The 13091-nt window shown below is 68.8% G+C and carries 13 protein-coding genes; 3 read left to right on the top strand and 10 right to left on the bottom strand.

The features are described from left to right. Positions 1 to 43 precede the first annotated feature (43 nt). The 3 genes from M2352_RS10055 to petA are packed head-to-tail and all read right to left on the bottom strand — an operon-like array spanning position 44 to position 2676. On the bottom strand, positions 44 to 808 hold the full coding sequence (locus M2352_RS10055; RefSeq protein ID WP_264664356.1) for a cytochrome c1: 765 nt from the start codon (positions 806 to 808) through the stop codon (positions 44 to 46). Further along, positions 808 to 2076 carry a cytochrome b gene (locus M2352_RS10050; RefSeq protein WP_264664355.1) on the bottom strand — a complete coding sequence of 423 codons (1269 nt, stop codon included), beginning with the start codon at positions 2074 to 2076 and terminating at the stop codon, positions 808 to 810. The genes M2352_RS10055 and M2352_RS10050 overlap by 1 nt, the downstream gene beginning before the upstream one ends. Positions 2077 to 2106: 30 nt before the next feature. Then, positions 2107 to 2676, bottom strand: coding sequence for a ubiquinol-cytochrome c reductase iron-sulfur subunit (gene petA / locus M2352_RS10045; protein WP_264664354.1), 570 nt, complete (start codon positions 2674 to 2676; stop codon positions 2107 to 2109). 255 nt (positions 2677 to 2931) lie between these two features. Here petA and M2352_RS10040 point away from each other — a divergent pair, with 255 nt between their 5' ends. Continuing rightward, entirely contained in the window at positions 2932 to 3393 is a 462-nt protein-coding gene (locus M2352_RS10040; protein WP_264664353.1) for a tRNA (cytidine(34)-2'-O)-methyltransferase, read from the top strand. 19 nt (positions 3394 to 3412) lie between these two features. Then, positions 3413 to 4309 (top strand): oxygen-dependent coproporphyrinogen oxidase, encoded by an 897-nt coding sequence (gene hemF, locus M2352_RS10035; RefSeq protein WP_406567241.1) that lies wholly within the window; start codon positions 3413 to 3415, stop codon positions 4307 to 4309. Between the two features lie 54 nt (positions 4310 to 4363). Here hemF and M2352_RS10030 read toward each other — a convergent pair whose 3' ends face one another. The 4 genes from M2352_RS10030 to M2352_RS10015 are packed head-to-tail and all read right to left on the bottom strand — an operon-like array spanning position 4364 to position 8299. Then, positions 4364 to 5110, bottom strand: a complete 747-nt coding sequence (locus tag M2352_RS10030) for an SDR family oxidoreductase (RefSeq protein ID WP_264664352.1) — start codon at positions 5108 to 5110, stop codon at positions 4364 to 4366. Further along, positions 5107 to 6426: an FAD-binding oxidoreductase gene (locus M2352_RS10025; protein ID WP_264664351.1), complete on the bottom strand. Its 1320-nt coding sequence runs from the start codon at positions 6424 to 6426 to the stop codon at positions 5107 to 5109. The genes M2352_RS10030 and M2352_RS10025 overlap by 4 nt, the downstream gene beginning before the upstream one ends. Then, a complete protein-coding gene (locus M2352_RS10020) occupies positions 6426 to 6842 on the bottom strand; it encodes a GtrA family protein (RefSeq protein ID WP_264664350.1) in 417 nt (138 codons plus the stop codon). Before M2352_RS10020 ends, M2352_RS10025 begins: the two co-directional genes overlap by 1 nt. Beyond that, complete coding sequence (locus M2352_RS10015) at positions 6839 to 8299, bottom strand: UbiA family prenyltransferase (protein ID WP_264664349.1); 1461 nt, start codon at positions 8297 to 8299, stop codon at positions 6839 to 6841. The genes M2352_RS10020 and M2352_RS10015 overlap by 4 nt, the downstream gene beginning before the upstream one ends. 223 nt (positions 8300 to 8522) lie before the next feature. Between M2352_RS10015 and M2352_RS10010 the strand changes: the two genes are divergently transcribed. Further along, the gene (locus tag M2352_RS10010; protein WP_264664348.1) at positions 8523 to 10544 is read left to right on the top strand and encodes a hypothetical protein; all 2022 of its coding nucleotides are present in this window, start codon (positions 8523 to 8525) and stop codon (positions 10542 to 10544) included. Between the two features lie 36 nt (positions 10545 to 10580). On the opposite strand, the gene M2352_RS10005 is transcribed toward M2352_RS10010, so the two are convergent. Genes M2352_RS10005 through M2352_RS09995 form a run of 3 tightly spaced genes read right to left on the bottom strand, consistent with a single transcriptional unit; the run spans position 10581 to position 13063 of the window. Then, positions 10581 to 11843, bottom strand: a complete 1263-nt coding sequence (locus tag M2352_RS10005) for a CCA tRNA nucleotidyltransferase (protein ID WP_264664347.1) — start codon at positions 11841 to 11843, stop codon at positions 10581 to 10583. A 39-nt stretch (positions 11844 to 11882) separates the two neighbouring features. Next, positions 11883 to 12497 (bottom strand): CoA pyrophosphatase, encoded by a 615-nt coding sequence (locus tag M2352_RS10000; RefSeq protein ID WP_264664346.1) that lies wholly within the window; start codon positions 12495 to 12497, stop codon positions 11883 to 11885. Continuing rightward, positions 12494 to 13063, bottom strand: coding sequence for a DUF1285 domain-containing protein (locus tag M2352_RS09995; protein WP_264664345.1), 570 nt, complete (start codon positions 13061 to 13063; stop codon positions 12494 to 12496). The genes M2352_RS10000 and M2352_RS09995 overlap by 4 nt, the downstream gene beginning before the upstream one ends. Positions 13064 to 13091 lie beyond the last annotated feature (28 nt).

Genomic DNA, 13091 nt, shown 5'->3' with positions numbered 1-13091 from the left:
CGCCCTGTCCAGTCTTTTTTGCGCTGATCGCCCGAAAGGGTTCTCAGTGCAGGCCGCTCCAAAGCTGACGCTTGGTGGCGTACATCAGGCCGGCGAAGACGATCAGGAACAGGATCACCTTCACGCCCATCTGCTTGCGCGCATCCAGGTGGGGCTCGGCCACAAAGGTCAGGAAGGTCGCGATGTCGTGCGCCTGCTGCTCCACCGTGGCCTTGGTGCCGTCGGCATAGGTCACGCCGTCGGGCATCAGGATGTTGGGCATGCCCACCTGATGGCCGGGGAAATACTTGTTGTAGTTCATGCCGGGCATCAGGGTGACGTCGGCGGGGGCCGGATCTTCGAAGCCGGTCAGGAAGGCGTAGAGGTAATCCTCACCGCCCACGCGGGCCTTGGCGATCAGCGACAGGTCGGGCGGCAGGGCGCCGCCGTTGGCCGCGCGGGCCGCGTTGTCGTTGGGGAACGGCTTGGGGAAACGGTCCGCCGGCACCGCCGGGCGCTGGAACATCTCACCGGCGTCGTTCGGGCCGTCGGTCACTTCATAGCCGGCCGCGATGTCCTTGATCTGGGCTTCGGTGAAACCGATGCCCGCCAGGGTGCGGATCGGGACCAGACGCATGGAATGGCAGGTCGAGCAGACTTCCTTGTAGATCTGGAAGCCACGCTGGGCCGACTGCTTGTCGATGGTGCCGAACACGCCCGAATGGGGCCAGTCCTGGGCCGGGATGTGCACGCCGCCCGACGCCAGCGCGGTGCCGCCGATGCCCAGAGCCAGGGCGGCGGACAGGATGACAGTCTTCAGAGCGCGCATTATGCCTTCTCCATCGGCTTGGCGGTGGCACCGGCGGCGACATGCCCGCCACCCTTCAGAACCGGCTCGCTGATGCTGGCCGGGAGCGGCAGCGGACGCTCCAGCTTGCCCAGCAGCGGCAGCAGGATCAGGAAGTGGAAGAAGTAATAGGTGGTGCCGATACGGGCGATCAGCAGCCAGATGCCTTCGGCGGGCATGGCACCGGCGTAGCCCAGCACCAGGGAGTCGATGGCCAGAACCCAGAAGAACTGACGGTAGATCGGACGGAACTTGCAGCTGCGCACCTTGGAGGTGTCGAGCCACGGCAGGATGAACAGCACCGCGATGGCGCCGAACATGGCCAGCACGCCGCCCAGCTTGTCCGGGATCGCGCGCAGGATCGCGTAGAACGGCAGGAAGTACCATTCGGGCACGATGTGCGCCGGGGTCACCAGCGGGTTGGCCGGGATGTAGTTGTCCGGGTGGCCCATGTAGTTGGGCATGAAGAACACGAACGCGGCGTACAGGATCAGGAAGCAGACGACCGCGAACAGATCCTTGATCGTGACGTACGGGTTGAACGGCACGGTGTCCTGCGGGCCCTTGGCGTCGATGCCCAGCGGGTTGTTCGACCCGCAGATGTGCAGGGCGGCGGTGTGCAGGATGACCAGCGCCAGGATCACGAACGGCAGCAGGAAGTGCAGCGCGAAGAAGCGGTTGAGCGTCGGGTTGTCAACCGAGAAACCGCCCCACAGCCAGGTCACGATCGGGTCGCCCACGATCGGGAAGGCCGAGAACAGGTTGGTGATGACGGTCGCACCCCAGAAGCTCATCTGGCCCCACGGCAGCACGTAGCCCATGAAGGCGGTGCCCATCATGACCAGGAAGATCACCACGCCCAGGATCCACAGGATTTCGCGCGGCGCCTTGTACGAACCGTAGTACAGGCCGCGGAAGATGTGGATGTAGACGGCGATGAAGAACATCGACGCGCCGTTGGCGTGGACATAGCGCAGCAGCCAGCCGTAGTTCACGTCGCGCATGATGCGCTCGACGCTGTCGAAGGCGATGGAGGTGTGGGCGGCGTACTGCATGGCGAGAACGAGGCCGGTCGCGATCATGATGATCAGCATGACGGCCGCGATGGCACCGAACGCCCACAGATAGTTGACGTTCCGCGGCATCGGGTACTCGTTGTACTCGTGATGCATCATCGTGAAGATCGGCAGACGGCTGTCGATCCACTTCACGACCGGATTTTTAAAGGTAGAGGCGTGTCCCTGAGACATAACCTGGGGTCTCCCGTGGCCTTACACCGCTCAGCCGAGCTTGATGCGCGAATCGTTGAGGAAGGCGTACGGCGGCACAGCCAGATTCAGCGGCGCCGGACCCTTGCGGATACGCCCCGAGGAATCATAGTGCGAGCCGTGGCACGGGCAGAACCACCCGTCGAAGTCACCGCGCGGATCGGTCGGCTTCTGCCCCAGCGGCACGCAGCCCAGGTGGGTACAGATGCCGATCAGGATCAGCCATTCCGGCTTCTGGACGCGCTTGTCGTCCGCCTGCGGGTCGCGCAGATCGGAGATGGTGACGGTCTTGGCCTCGTCGATTTCCTTGGCCGTGCGGTGACGGACGAAAATCGGCTTGCCGCGCCAGGTGACGGTGATGGACTGACCCTCGGCGACCGGGGCCAGGTCCACCTCGATCGAGGCGAGAGCCAGCGTGTCGGCGGCGGGGTTCATGCTGTCGATGAACGGCCAGGCAGCCGAGGCGACACCCACGGCGCCCACCGCTCCGGTGGCCAGATAGAGGAAGTCTCGGCGGGATGATCCCTCACCGCCGGGGGCCGTGGGGGCACCCGTGCCGGACGGATGCGTGGTCTGAGCCATTAGCGTTCTTCTCCTCAAAGACATACGCGAGACGCCTATCCGGCGCCGGGTATGAGCCATGGACCTTCGTAGCACGAAACGGCAGGGCGTGTCCGCCGGTCGGATGACCCCCGGACACCCATGATCGGCGGGAAGTATGAAAACCCTGCCATTTTTGAGCGTGCGATATACCGTCGCGGAACGTTCTTGAAAAGACAGATATTTTGGACATTATGTCGCGTAACTCGAACTGCCGCTGCCCTGTGCCTTAGGCTGATGCGCCTTGTTCTTTTCGAACCCGACATCCCGCAGAACGCCGGCACGCTGATGCGTCTGGCGTCCTGTTTTGGTCTTCCCGTTGATATCATCGAACCCTGCGGCTTCATCTTGAATGACTCGAAGATGCGGCGCGCGGGCATGGACTACCTATCCCATGTTCATATGACCCGTCACACGTCGTGGGAGAGCTACCGGTCGCAGCCGTCAACCGGGCGTCTGGTGCTGCTGAGCACGCGGGCCGCCGTCCCTTACACCCGGTTCATCTTCGACTCCGGCGACCGGATCATGGTGGGGCGGGAAAGCGCCGGCGTGCCCGATGCGGTCCACGATTCCGCTGACGTGCGTCTGCTGATTCCCATGGCGCCCCCGGCCCGGTCGCTCAACGTGGCGGTGGCCGCGGCCATGGTGCTGGGGGAGGCATTGCGCCAGACCGGCGGTTTTCCCGCCGTGGAGGGGTGACAACGGGCAGGCGCGCCCTATGTCCCTGCCCCTGTCCGCCTTTCCCTTTTCACGGCCCATCATGACCGACACCGACCGTCAGACCCGCGCCGCGGCGTGGTTCGCCAGCCTGCGCGACCGGCTGTGCGCCGCCTTCGAAGCCATCGAGGACGAGATGGCCGGCTCCCCCCTGCCCGCCGGGCGCTTCGAGCGCACCCCGTGGGAGCGTCCCGACCACGCGGGCGGAACCGGCGGCGGCGGCACCATGGCCGTCATGCGCGGGCGGGTGTTCGAAAAGGTCGGCGTCAACGTGTCGGTGGTGCACGGCACCTTCAGCCCCGACTTCCGCGCCAGCATCCCCGGTGCGGCGGAGGACGGGCGGTTCTGGGCGGCGGGCATCAGCCTGGTGTCGCACATGCGCTCGCCCCTGGTTCCGGCGGCGCACATGAACACCCGCCACATCGTCACCACCCGCGGGTGGTTCGGCGGCGGGGCCGACCTGACCCCCACCTTTCCCGATCCCCAGGACACCGCCGATTTCCACGGCGCGCTGCGGGCCGCCTGCGACGCCCACGACCCGGCGTATTACGAAAAATACAAGGAATGGTGCGACCGCTACTTCTTCCTTCCCCACCGGGGTGAGGCGCGCGGGGTGGGCGGCATCTTCTACGACAGCCTGGACAGCGGCGGCTGGGAGGCGGATTTCGCCTTCACCCGCGCGGTGGGCGAGGCGTTCCTGGACGTCTATCCCCGCCTGATCCGCCGCTCCATGCACAAACCGTGGACGGCGGAACAGCGGGACGCGCTGCTGATCAAGCGCGGGCGGTACGTGGAATTCAACCTGCTCCACGACCGCGGCACCCTGTTCGGCCTGAAGACCGGCGGCAACACCGAGGCCATCCTGATGAGCCTGCCGCCGGAGGTGAAGTGGCCATAAGGCGCGCTCCCCCCTCCCCGGGGGGAGAGGGCTTATCCGTTCTGGGAGAAGGGGTTACAGCTTGGTCCGCTTGAACACCGCTTCGGGCAGCGAGCGGATGACGAGCATGATGAGCCGCCACACGGGCCGCACATAGATCACGTCGCGGCCCGTGGCCTGGGCGGCCAGGACGGCGCGGGCCACCTCGTCCGGTTCGGCGGTCAGGGCACCGGGAAGGGCCATCCCCTCGGTCATGCGGGTGCGCACGAAGCCGGGCTTGACGGTGATGACCTGCACCCCCGCCCTGGACAGCCGGTTGCGCAGCCCCGACAGAAACGCCGTCAGCCCCGCCTTGGCCGCGCCGTAGACGTAGTTGCTGGCCCGCCCCCGCTCGCCCGCCACCGAGCTGACGCCGATGATGGTGCCCGACCCGCGCGCCTCCATCCGGTTGGCGGCTTCGCCCAGAATGCTGGCCGGGCCGGTCAGGTTGGTGTCGATCACCCGCCGGGCCACGGCGGCATCCCGCTGGGATTTCCCCTGGTCCCCCAGAAGCCCGACCACGCACACCACCGTGTCCGGCAGCGCCCCCAGCCCGTCGAGGAAGGCGGCATGACCGGCGGTGTCCAGCGCGTCGAACGCCGCCGTCCGCACATCGGCCTTGAAGCGCAGGCGCAGGTCGGCGGCGTCGGTCTCCAGCCGCTCAGGGGTGCGGGCGGCCAGGATCAGCGCCCGCCCCGCTTCGGCGTAGCGCCGGGCGATGGCCCGCCCCATGTCGGATGCGGCACCCAGAATCAGCACGGAACCGGTGGAAACGGCGGTCATAGGCCCAGTCTCTCGGATTGAACGGAACGGAAAACGGCAGCCAGCCCATGGGCGGCGCGCAACGCCTGAAACCCGTCCAGCCCCGGATAGCCGCGGCGCAGCAGGGCCGCCCCCATGCGCGCGTCCTTGGCCAGATAGAGCCGCCCGCCGTGATCGGCGACGATGGCGTCCAGATCCAGCAGCAGGCCCAGGGTGGCCGTGCTGGCCGGGAAATCCAGCGCCAGCGTGTACCCCTCCATGGGGAAGGACATCAGCCCGTCCTGCCGCCCGAACAGCTTCAGCACTGCCAGGAACGAGGCGTTGCCCGCCGCCCCGATGGCGCTCAGCAGCGCCCGCAGCCCGTCGGCGCTGGTGGACAGCGGCAGCACGCATTGATACTGGGTGAAACCGGGACGCCCGTAGATTCGGTTCCACTCCAGCAGCGAATCCAGCGGGTAGAAGAAGCGGTCATAGTCGATCAGCTCCTCCCGCGGGGTGCCCAGCCGCCAGTACAGCGCGTTGAACGCTCCCACCGACAGGCGGTTGAGCGCGATGGCCGGAACATCGAACGGCACCGTGCGGGCCCGGCGCAGGGTCACGTCCAGGGGCCGGGCGCGGGCGGCGGCGGGCAGTTCGTCCAGCCGAGCGTGCTCGCCGCGGAACAGCAGGCTGCGGCCCATCCGCGGCCCCTTGGCCAGACAGTCGATCCAGGCAACGGAATAGGTCCAGCCGGCGGAGTCCTCGAACATCGCCATGATGCCGGCGAGATCGTCCGCCCGCAGCGTCTCCTGCCGGATATAGCCGGTCTCCACCGGGATCAGGCGGAAGGACGCGCGCAGGATCACCCCCGTCAGCCCCATGCCGCCGCGGGTGGCGGCGAACAGCTCCGGCGCGCGGTTGGGGCCACAGGTGACCACCCGCCCGTCGGCCAGCAGCAGGTCCAGGCTGTCCACATGGTCGCCGAACGATCCGGCGGCGTGGTGGTTCTTGCCGTGGACGTCGGCGGCGATCATGCCGCCCACGGTGACCATCTTGGTCCCCGGCGTGACCGGCGGGAACCAGCCCCGCGGCACGAAGACGCCGAGGATGTCCCTCAGCAGGACGCCCGCCTCGCAGGTCAGAACCCCGCTGTCCGGGTCGAAGCCCAGCATGCGGTCCATGCCCAGCAGCGACAACGTGGTCCGCGGGCCGATGGCCGCGTCGCCATAGGCCCGCCCGTTGCCCCGCGCGATCAGCGGCCCGCCGCCGGCCACCGCCCGCACCGCATCATCCTGGTCCCGTGCGGTGACCAGCCGGCTTTCCACCCGCGGGAACCGCCCCCACCCCGACAGCTTCATCACGCGGCTCCGAACACGAACCGCCGGTCCAGGCGGTATTTCACCACATAGCCCACCGCTAGCCCCAAGGCGCCGCCCACATAGCGCCAGTCCCCGCCGCCGACGGCGTCGAAGGCCAGCTCGCTGCCCCAGAAGATCACCGTCGTCGCCACCCCCATCAGGGTGTAGAGGGAAAACTTGCGCGCGTGGGTGGCGGCCCCGGTGGAGCGGTCGGCGAAGATCCACCGCTTGTCCAGCGCGTACTTGGTCACCAGCCCGGTCAGCGTGCCCAGCGCCAGCGCGCCATAGACCGCGAACGGGCCGCCGTACACCGCGAACAGCCCCCGCTGGGTCAGCAGGTTGACGGCGGTGGCCACCAGGGCGAAGGCGGTGTAGCGCACCGCCAGCGCCGGCAGGGACAGGGCCGCGGCGGTCACAGCGTGGCCCCCGCCAGCGCCAGGATCAGCAGCACGCCGCAGGACAGGCTCACCCGGTCGGTCACGGCATAGATCACGGGGTCGTCGTTCATCTGGCCGCGGTGGGTCAGCACCATGATGCGGCACAGCCAATAGATCAGCACCAGCCCGCCGCACCACAAAAGCTGCGGATGGCGGTAGAGCATCATGACTTCCGGGCTGTTGATGTAGAGGGCGAGCACCAGGACGGACACGAAACCGCTGGACGCCGCCAGCATCTCCAGCACCGGCAGGTCGTCCAGGGTGTAGGCGCGGCCCGCCGGATCCCCCTTGCCCGCCCGCCGCCGCCCGATCAGCTCGGTCACCCGCTTCACCAGCGCCAGGCTGAGGAAGAAGAAGGTGGAAAAGGCGATCAGCCATTCCGACAGGGCCACCCCGAACGCCACGCCCCCCGCCACCAGACGCACGCCGTAGAGCGACGACAGCGTCACCACGTCGATGATCAGGTGCCGCTTCAGCGCCAGCGAATAGGCCAGCGTCAGGCCGTAATACCCCGCCAGAACCGCCACAAAGGCCGGCGACAGCAGAAGCGCCGCCGCCACCGAGGCCACAAGCAGCACCGGAAACAGCGCCATCCCGTGCGACAGCGGCACAGTGCCCGCCGCAAAGGGCCGCAGCCGCTTGCTCGCGTGCTGCCGGTCGCTGCGCAGGTCCAGCAGGTCGTTCAGCAGATAGACGCTGGAGGCGCACAGGCTGAAGCTGAGAAAGGCCAGGAGCGCATGCCACAGCGCGCCCGCGGAGAAGGTGTGGGCGGCCAGCCCCGGAACCAGGATCAGAAGGTTCTTGGCCCATTGGTGCAGGCGCATGGCACGCAGGTAATCGCCGACCCCCGCCGTCCGCCCCTCCAGCACCCGCACGTCGGCAGACGCCGCCCGCGCCGCCCGCACCACGGCACCCGAGGCGTTGACGGCATAGGCGGTGCGCGCCACCTGCCACACCGGCACGTCGGCCATGGAGTTGCCGACGTAATCGAACCCCCCTTCCCCGAACAGCGCCACCAGCGACCGGGCCTTGTTCCCCGCCCCCAGGTTGGTCACGCCGTCCGACGCGTACACCCCGTCGAAACCGCCCATATGGTCGGCAAAGGCCTGCACATACCGGCGGTCGGAGGCCGAGGCCAGATAGACCCGCCGCCCGGCGGCCTTGGCCTCCTGGATCAGGTCCAGCACCGCTTCGTTCACCGGCAGGGTGCGCAGGTCCAGCAGCACCGCATCGGCCAGCCGCGCCTTGAACGCCGCCTTCCCCTCCCTCAGCCACAGCGGCGTGCGCAGCGCCGTCAGGGGATGGGTGGCCAGCAGGACGAACAGCGCCTCGTACAAGAGATCGGTCTTGAGCAGGGTGCCGTCGAGATCGACGACCAGGGGCACATCCGCCTCCACCATCGGCACCGCCCGCTCCCGCGATTCCAGAACGCTCATTCCGACGCCTCTATTCCGGGCCGTTGCCGCATCAGACAGGCACCGTATACGTTCTCCCGCAAGGCGGGGCAACACGCGTTCCCCCGGACAACCGATCCGGTGGCGGCATGGGCGGTGCCACCGGGCAGCGCGCGCAATAAAGCCTACCGCCCGCTTCCGCCGCTGGGGTAGTGTCCGCCCTCTCTCTCCGCGCCCTCGTACGGGACGTTCAGGATCCCATCCCATGCTTGCCGACGCCCTCTTCCTCGCCTCCTTCGTCCTGATTCTGGATGCTGCACGGCGGGTGACGGCGCCGTACGGCGGAACCATGACGCTGGCCCTCGTGCTGGCCGCCTTCGTGGTCTATCTGTCCATGGTGGTTCCGGGGCTGCTGGGGATCTTCCACCCGGCGGCGGTCACCGGGTGCTACGCCGTGCTGGCGGCGTCCCTTCTGCGCATCGGCTGGACCACGCCCGCGGCCCCCGCCGCGGAGCGGACGCGGCTCACCCCCCTGGGCGCCCTGGCGATGCTGCCGGTGGCGGCGGGGGCGGCGGTTCTGGCCCTGTACCCCATTGCGCAATGGCTGGCGCTCACCCCCGACGGCGCCCCGCTTTCCCTGGCCGGGTCGCTGCGGCTGTGGGTGCGGGAGATGACGGGGGCGGTCCCCGTCACCTTGAACTGGGACGTGGTGTCCTATCACCTGCCCGGCCTGATGGAATACCTGCAAAACGGCACGCTGTGGTCGTTCCAGGGGCCGTACCAGAGCTATTCCTACGGGTTCGAGCTGATTACCGGCTTTTCGGTGATGCACGGCGGCATCCTGTCGGTGCTGGCGGGAAACATGCTGGGGCTGGCGGTGACCGTGGCCGCGGGGGCGTCGATGGTCCGCAGCATCGGCGTCCAGGCCCCCGCCCGACGCCTGGGGCCGGTCTATGAAGCGCTTCTGACCCTGGCGTTTGCCGGCATGGCGATGATCGCCATCGGCGGGTCGCTCGGCCAGTTGGGCAAGAACGACGTGTTCACCGCGGCGTGCCTGCTGGCGTCCCTGGCGCTGCTGCTGCGCGCCCTGACCACGGCCGCGGCGGGCGGCAGCGTCCCGGTGCAGATTGCGGGAAGTGCGGCCGCCCTGGCCCTGGCCATCGCCACCAAGCCGAATACCCTGGCCTATCTGCTTGCGTGGGTGGTGACGGCGGGGGTCGCCGTGTGGAAACACCCCCTGGACCGCCGCGGGCGGCGGCTGCTTGCGGTGGCGGCCGGGGCCGCGCTGCTGGCCGGCATGGCGTTCAGCCTGCGCAATCTGGCGGCCTTCGGCAGCCTGACCGGGGATCTGTCCTTTTCCGCCTGGGGCAAGACGGTGGCGGCGGGGATCGCGTCCGGGCTGTTCTGGGAGATTCTGAAGCCGGTGGATTACCGGATGATGGCGCTGCTGGGCTGCGCCATCGTCACGCTGGGGGGGCTGGCCGCCGTCCTGCGGGGGCCGTCCCGGCTGGCGGCGGCGGTGGCGCTGGCGTGGCTGGTGTATGGTCTGGCGATCTTCAGCATCACCCCCTTTTCGCTGTTTTTCCGCAGCCTCGTGCAATGGCGGATGGCGGAATTCTCGACCCTGACCGGGATGGTCGGGTTCACCGCCCTGCTGGATGCGCTGCTGGGCGGGGCGGTGCTGCGGCTGGCCGGGCGCCTGGGGCCGCTGACCCGGACGGTGCCGGCGGCGGCCAACGGGCCCGCGGCCCTCGGCCATCGCTGGAGGCGCGAAGCGGCCGCGGCGGCGGCCATTGTGGCGGTCATCGCCGTCACCGTCCTTCACCACCGGCACGGCGAACCCCGCCCGCAACAGACGATCCCCCGCGCCCATGCCGGCATCTACGATTGGATCGCCGCCCAGCCTGAGCCCTTGCGCATCTATGCCGCCGGCCTGCGGCCCTACGGGCTGTTCGGGCCGGGGCTGAAGCACCGCCTGTTCTACGATCTCAACACCTACCCGCTGTACGACGACGACTACGCGCAAAAGCGCATCAACCGCGTGCGCCGCGACTTCGCGCCCGACATCGTCATCATCGCCGTGGACCCGCTGCTGCCGGCTCCCAGCCGGGAAAAAGAGCGGTCGGCCTCCCTGGAAAAGCCCCTGGTCCCGTGGCTGGCGCAACAGCCGTGCCTGACGGAGATCTTCAGCGCCCCCGATCTTTCGGCCTTCCGCGTGGAACGGGGCTGCACCGCCCCGTGGGGTGACGGCAGCGAACAGGCGGAACCGCTGCGCATGGGAACCTGAAGGACGCTGGGCTTTCGGTTTTTCCGTGTGATCGGTTCAAGCGCTTCCGTTTGAACCGATCACACGCCAACGGCCCAGCCGCTGCGCCAACGCCTCCAGGCATGCCGCCCGGTCCGGTGCGAAATCCCGGCCGGTCCACCAGGCTTCCAGGGCACGCAGCGTGCGGCCCAGCGCCGGGCCACGCTCGATCCCCGCCGCCATCAGGTCGCGGCCCGACAGCGGGAACACCGGCATGGACCCGGCCACCGCCAGCCCCGCCGCCAGCCGTGGCACCGACACCGGCCCGCCCGCTGCCGCCGCCAGCATCAGCGCGTCGGTGAACGTCTCCGCCGAGCGCAGGCGGTAGAGAGCGCGGCGCAGCTCCGCCCCGTCCCCCCGCACCGGCACCGCCGCGTCCGGCTCCACCGCCGCGGCCAGCCGGCTGCGGGCGGCGTTGGACAGGCGCAGGGTGTTGGCCGCCGCCAGCGCCCCCGTCCGCCCCGCGTCCAGCACCGCCGCCAGCCGCAGCAGCGCATCGGGCCGGTGACCCAGCGCGCATTCCAGGCCGATCATCCGCTGCAGCCGCCCGGTGCGGGTGGCCGCCGGCAGCAGGTGGGCCATCACGCCCGTGTCCCCCATCAGCCGCCACACATCCGCCGCCCGCGCCGCGGTCAGCAGGCGCAGGGTTTCCCCCTGCAACCGCTCCCCCGACAGGGTGGGCAGGCTGGGCGCCCAGTGGCGGCAGGCGGCCAGCGCCTCCCCGTCCGGTTCCCCGGTGCCGTAATGGGCGAAGAAGCGGAAGAAGCGCAGCAGCCGCAGCACATCCTCCCCGATCCGCGCGGTGGCGGCGCCGACGAAACGCACCCGCCCCGCCGCCATGTCCGCCAGCCCGCCGAACGGGTCATAGACCCAGCCGTCGAGGGTGCAGGACAGCGCGTTCATGGTCAGGTCGCGCCGTGCCGCATCCTCCCGCCAGTCGTCGGTGAACTCCACGCGGGCGTGCCGGCCAAAGCTTTCCACGTCGCGGCGCAGCGTGGTGATCTCGAAATGCTGGCGGTCCACCACCGCGGTCACGGTGCCGTGCTGGATGCCGGTGGGGATGGCCTTGACGCCCGCCGTTTCCAGCAGCGCCATCACCCGCTCGGGCGGGGCGTGGGTGGCGATGTCCACGTCCTTGACCGGGCGGTTCAGCCACGCATCGCGCACGCAGCCGCCGACGAAGCGCGCGTCCGCCCCGCCGCGGGCCAGGGCGTCGAACACCGCCCGCGTTTCGGGCGCAATCATCCAGGGCTGGGGCGTCAGGCGGGCGGCGGGTTTCATGATGGGCGGGGAACCGGGCGGGGGACGTTTCCCCCACCCTTACGACATTTCCCGCAGCACGTCGCGCAGGTTCACCAGCATCCCCGCCGTCGCCCCCCAGATGTAGCGCTGCTGGTAGGGGAAGGCGTAGAAATACCGCTCCGTCCCCATGAAGGTGCGGCTGTGCCGCTGGGGGTTGGCGGGATCGAGGATGAAGGACAGCGGCACCTCGAACACCTCGTCCACCTCGGTGGGGTCGGGGTCGAGGGTGAAGGGCGGGCGCACCAGCCCGACCACCGGCGTCACGCGGAACCCGGTGCGGGTGACGTAGGTGTCGAGCTGCCCCAGAATCTCGATCCGGTCGCGGGACAGGCCGATCTCCTCCTCCGTTTCGCGCAGCGCCGTGTCTTCCGGCGAACGGTCCTCCGCCTCGCGCCGGCCGCCGGGGAAGCTGATCTGGCCGGCGTGCGCGGTCAGCGAGGCGGTGCGCAGGGTGAACAGCACCGTCGCCCCTTCCGCCCGCTCCACCAGCGGCACCAGCACCGACGCCTCCCGCAGGCCCTGGGGCGGGCCGAAACCGGGGTTCAGGTCATGATCGCCACGGATCTTGGGCGGCCTCAGCCGGGCAGCGGTGGTGCTGCCGGGGAACCGCTTGCGCACATCGTCGAGAGTCACGCGCCAGGCAGCTCTCCCAGCGCGAAAAATGTGTTCCTGCTCCATACGCCGACCACAGCCTCCCTGTCCTGGGCTTGCGGCTCGCATTGATCCACCAGTTCATAGAAGACCGGACGGGAAATGCGGGCTTCCAGCCCTTTTCTTATAAGGATATACGGGCGGGGCTCACCCGTTTCAGGATGTGTCTCAATCCTGATCGGATGATCCGGCCCGGCATCCACCCATTCGTCGAGATTTGTGCGGAACGACAACACACGGCCGCGCCCGCTTCCATTGACCGTCATTTCAACGGCGACGAACGGGACATCTTCGACAACTATGCGCCCCCTTTCGGCAGGCGTAATCAGCCAATAATCCCCTGCGTCATCCCGCCGCAGGATCGTGGCGAACAGCTTCGCCAGCTCCAGGCGCCGGATGGGATCACCATTGTGATACCACGTGCCGTCACGTGCAATGCGGATGTCGTATTGTTCCTCCATCGGAGGATGTCCTATGGCCTTGGTCACGGTATCGGGATCAACACCGCCGCCCGTCTTGCCATTCCCTGGATTGTTTCCGATGTTCATCCGGTGACCGTCCAACGCATTTCCGCCA

Origin of the sequence: Azospirillum fermentarium, assembly GCF_025961205.1 — a bacterium.
In the GTDB taxonomy this organism is placed as follows: domain Bacteria; phylum Pseudomonadota; class Alphaproteobacteria; order Azospirillales; family Azospirillaceae; genus Azospirillum; species Azospirillum fermentarium.
Note: the sequence above shows the minus strand (reverse complement) of the source record. Positions and strands in the feature narration are given on the sequence as shown.

Excerpts from the sequence above, each read along its gene's own strand:
- M2352_RS10055 (WP_264664356.1), bottom strand. The coding sequence starts at position 808 with ATGCGCGCTCTGAAGACTGTCATCCTGTCCGCCGCCCTGGCTCTGGGC.
- M2352_RS10050 (WP_264664355.1), bottom strand. The coding sequence starts at position 2,076 with ATGTCTCAGGGACACGCCTCTACCTTTAAAAATCCGGTCGTGAAGTGG.
- petA (WP_264664354.1), bottom strand. The coding sequence starts at position 2,676 with ATGGCTCAGACCACGCATCCGTCCGGCACGGGTGCCCCCACGGCCCCC.
- M2352_RS10040 (WP_264664353.1), top strand. The coding sequence starts at position 2,932 with ATGCGCCTTGTTCTTTTCGAACCCGACATCCCGCAGAACGCCGGCACG.
- hemF (WP_406567241.1), top strand. The coding sequence starts at position 3,413 with ATGTCCCTGCCCCTGTCCGCCTTTCCCTTTTCACGGCCCATCATGACC.
- M2352_RS10030 (WP_264664352.1), bottom strand. The coding sequence starts at position 5,110 with ATGACCGCCGTTTCCACCGGTTCCGTGCTGATTCTGGGTGCCGCATCC.
- M2352_RS10025 (WP_264664351.1), bottom strand. The coding sequence starts at position 6,426 with ATGAAGCTGTCGGGGTGGGGGCGGTTCCCGCGGGTGGAAAGCCGGCTG.
- M2352_RS10015 (WP_264664349.1), bottom strand. The coding sequence starts at position 8,299 with ATGAGCGTTCTGGAATCGCGGGAGCGGGCGGTGCCGATGGTGGAGGCG.
- M2352_RS10010 (WP_264664348.1), top strand. The coding sequence starts at position 8,523 with ATGCTTGCCGACGCCCTCTTCCTCGCCTCCTTCGTCCTGATTCTGGAT.
- M2352_RS10005 (WP_264664347.1), bottom strand. The coding sequence starts at position 11,843 with ATGAAACCCGCCGCCCGCCTGACGCCCCAGCCCTGGATGATTGCGCCC.
- M2352_RS09995 (WP_264664345.1), bottom strand. The coding sequence starts at position 13,063 with ATGAACATCGGAAACAATCCAGGGAATGGCAAGACGGGCGGCGGTGTT.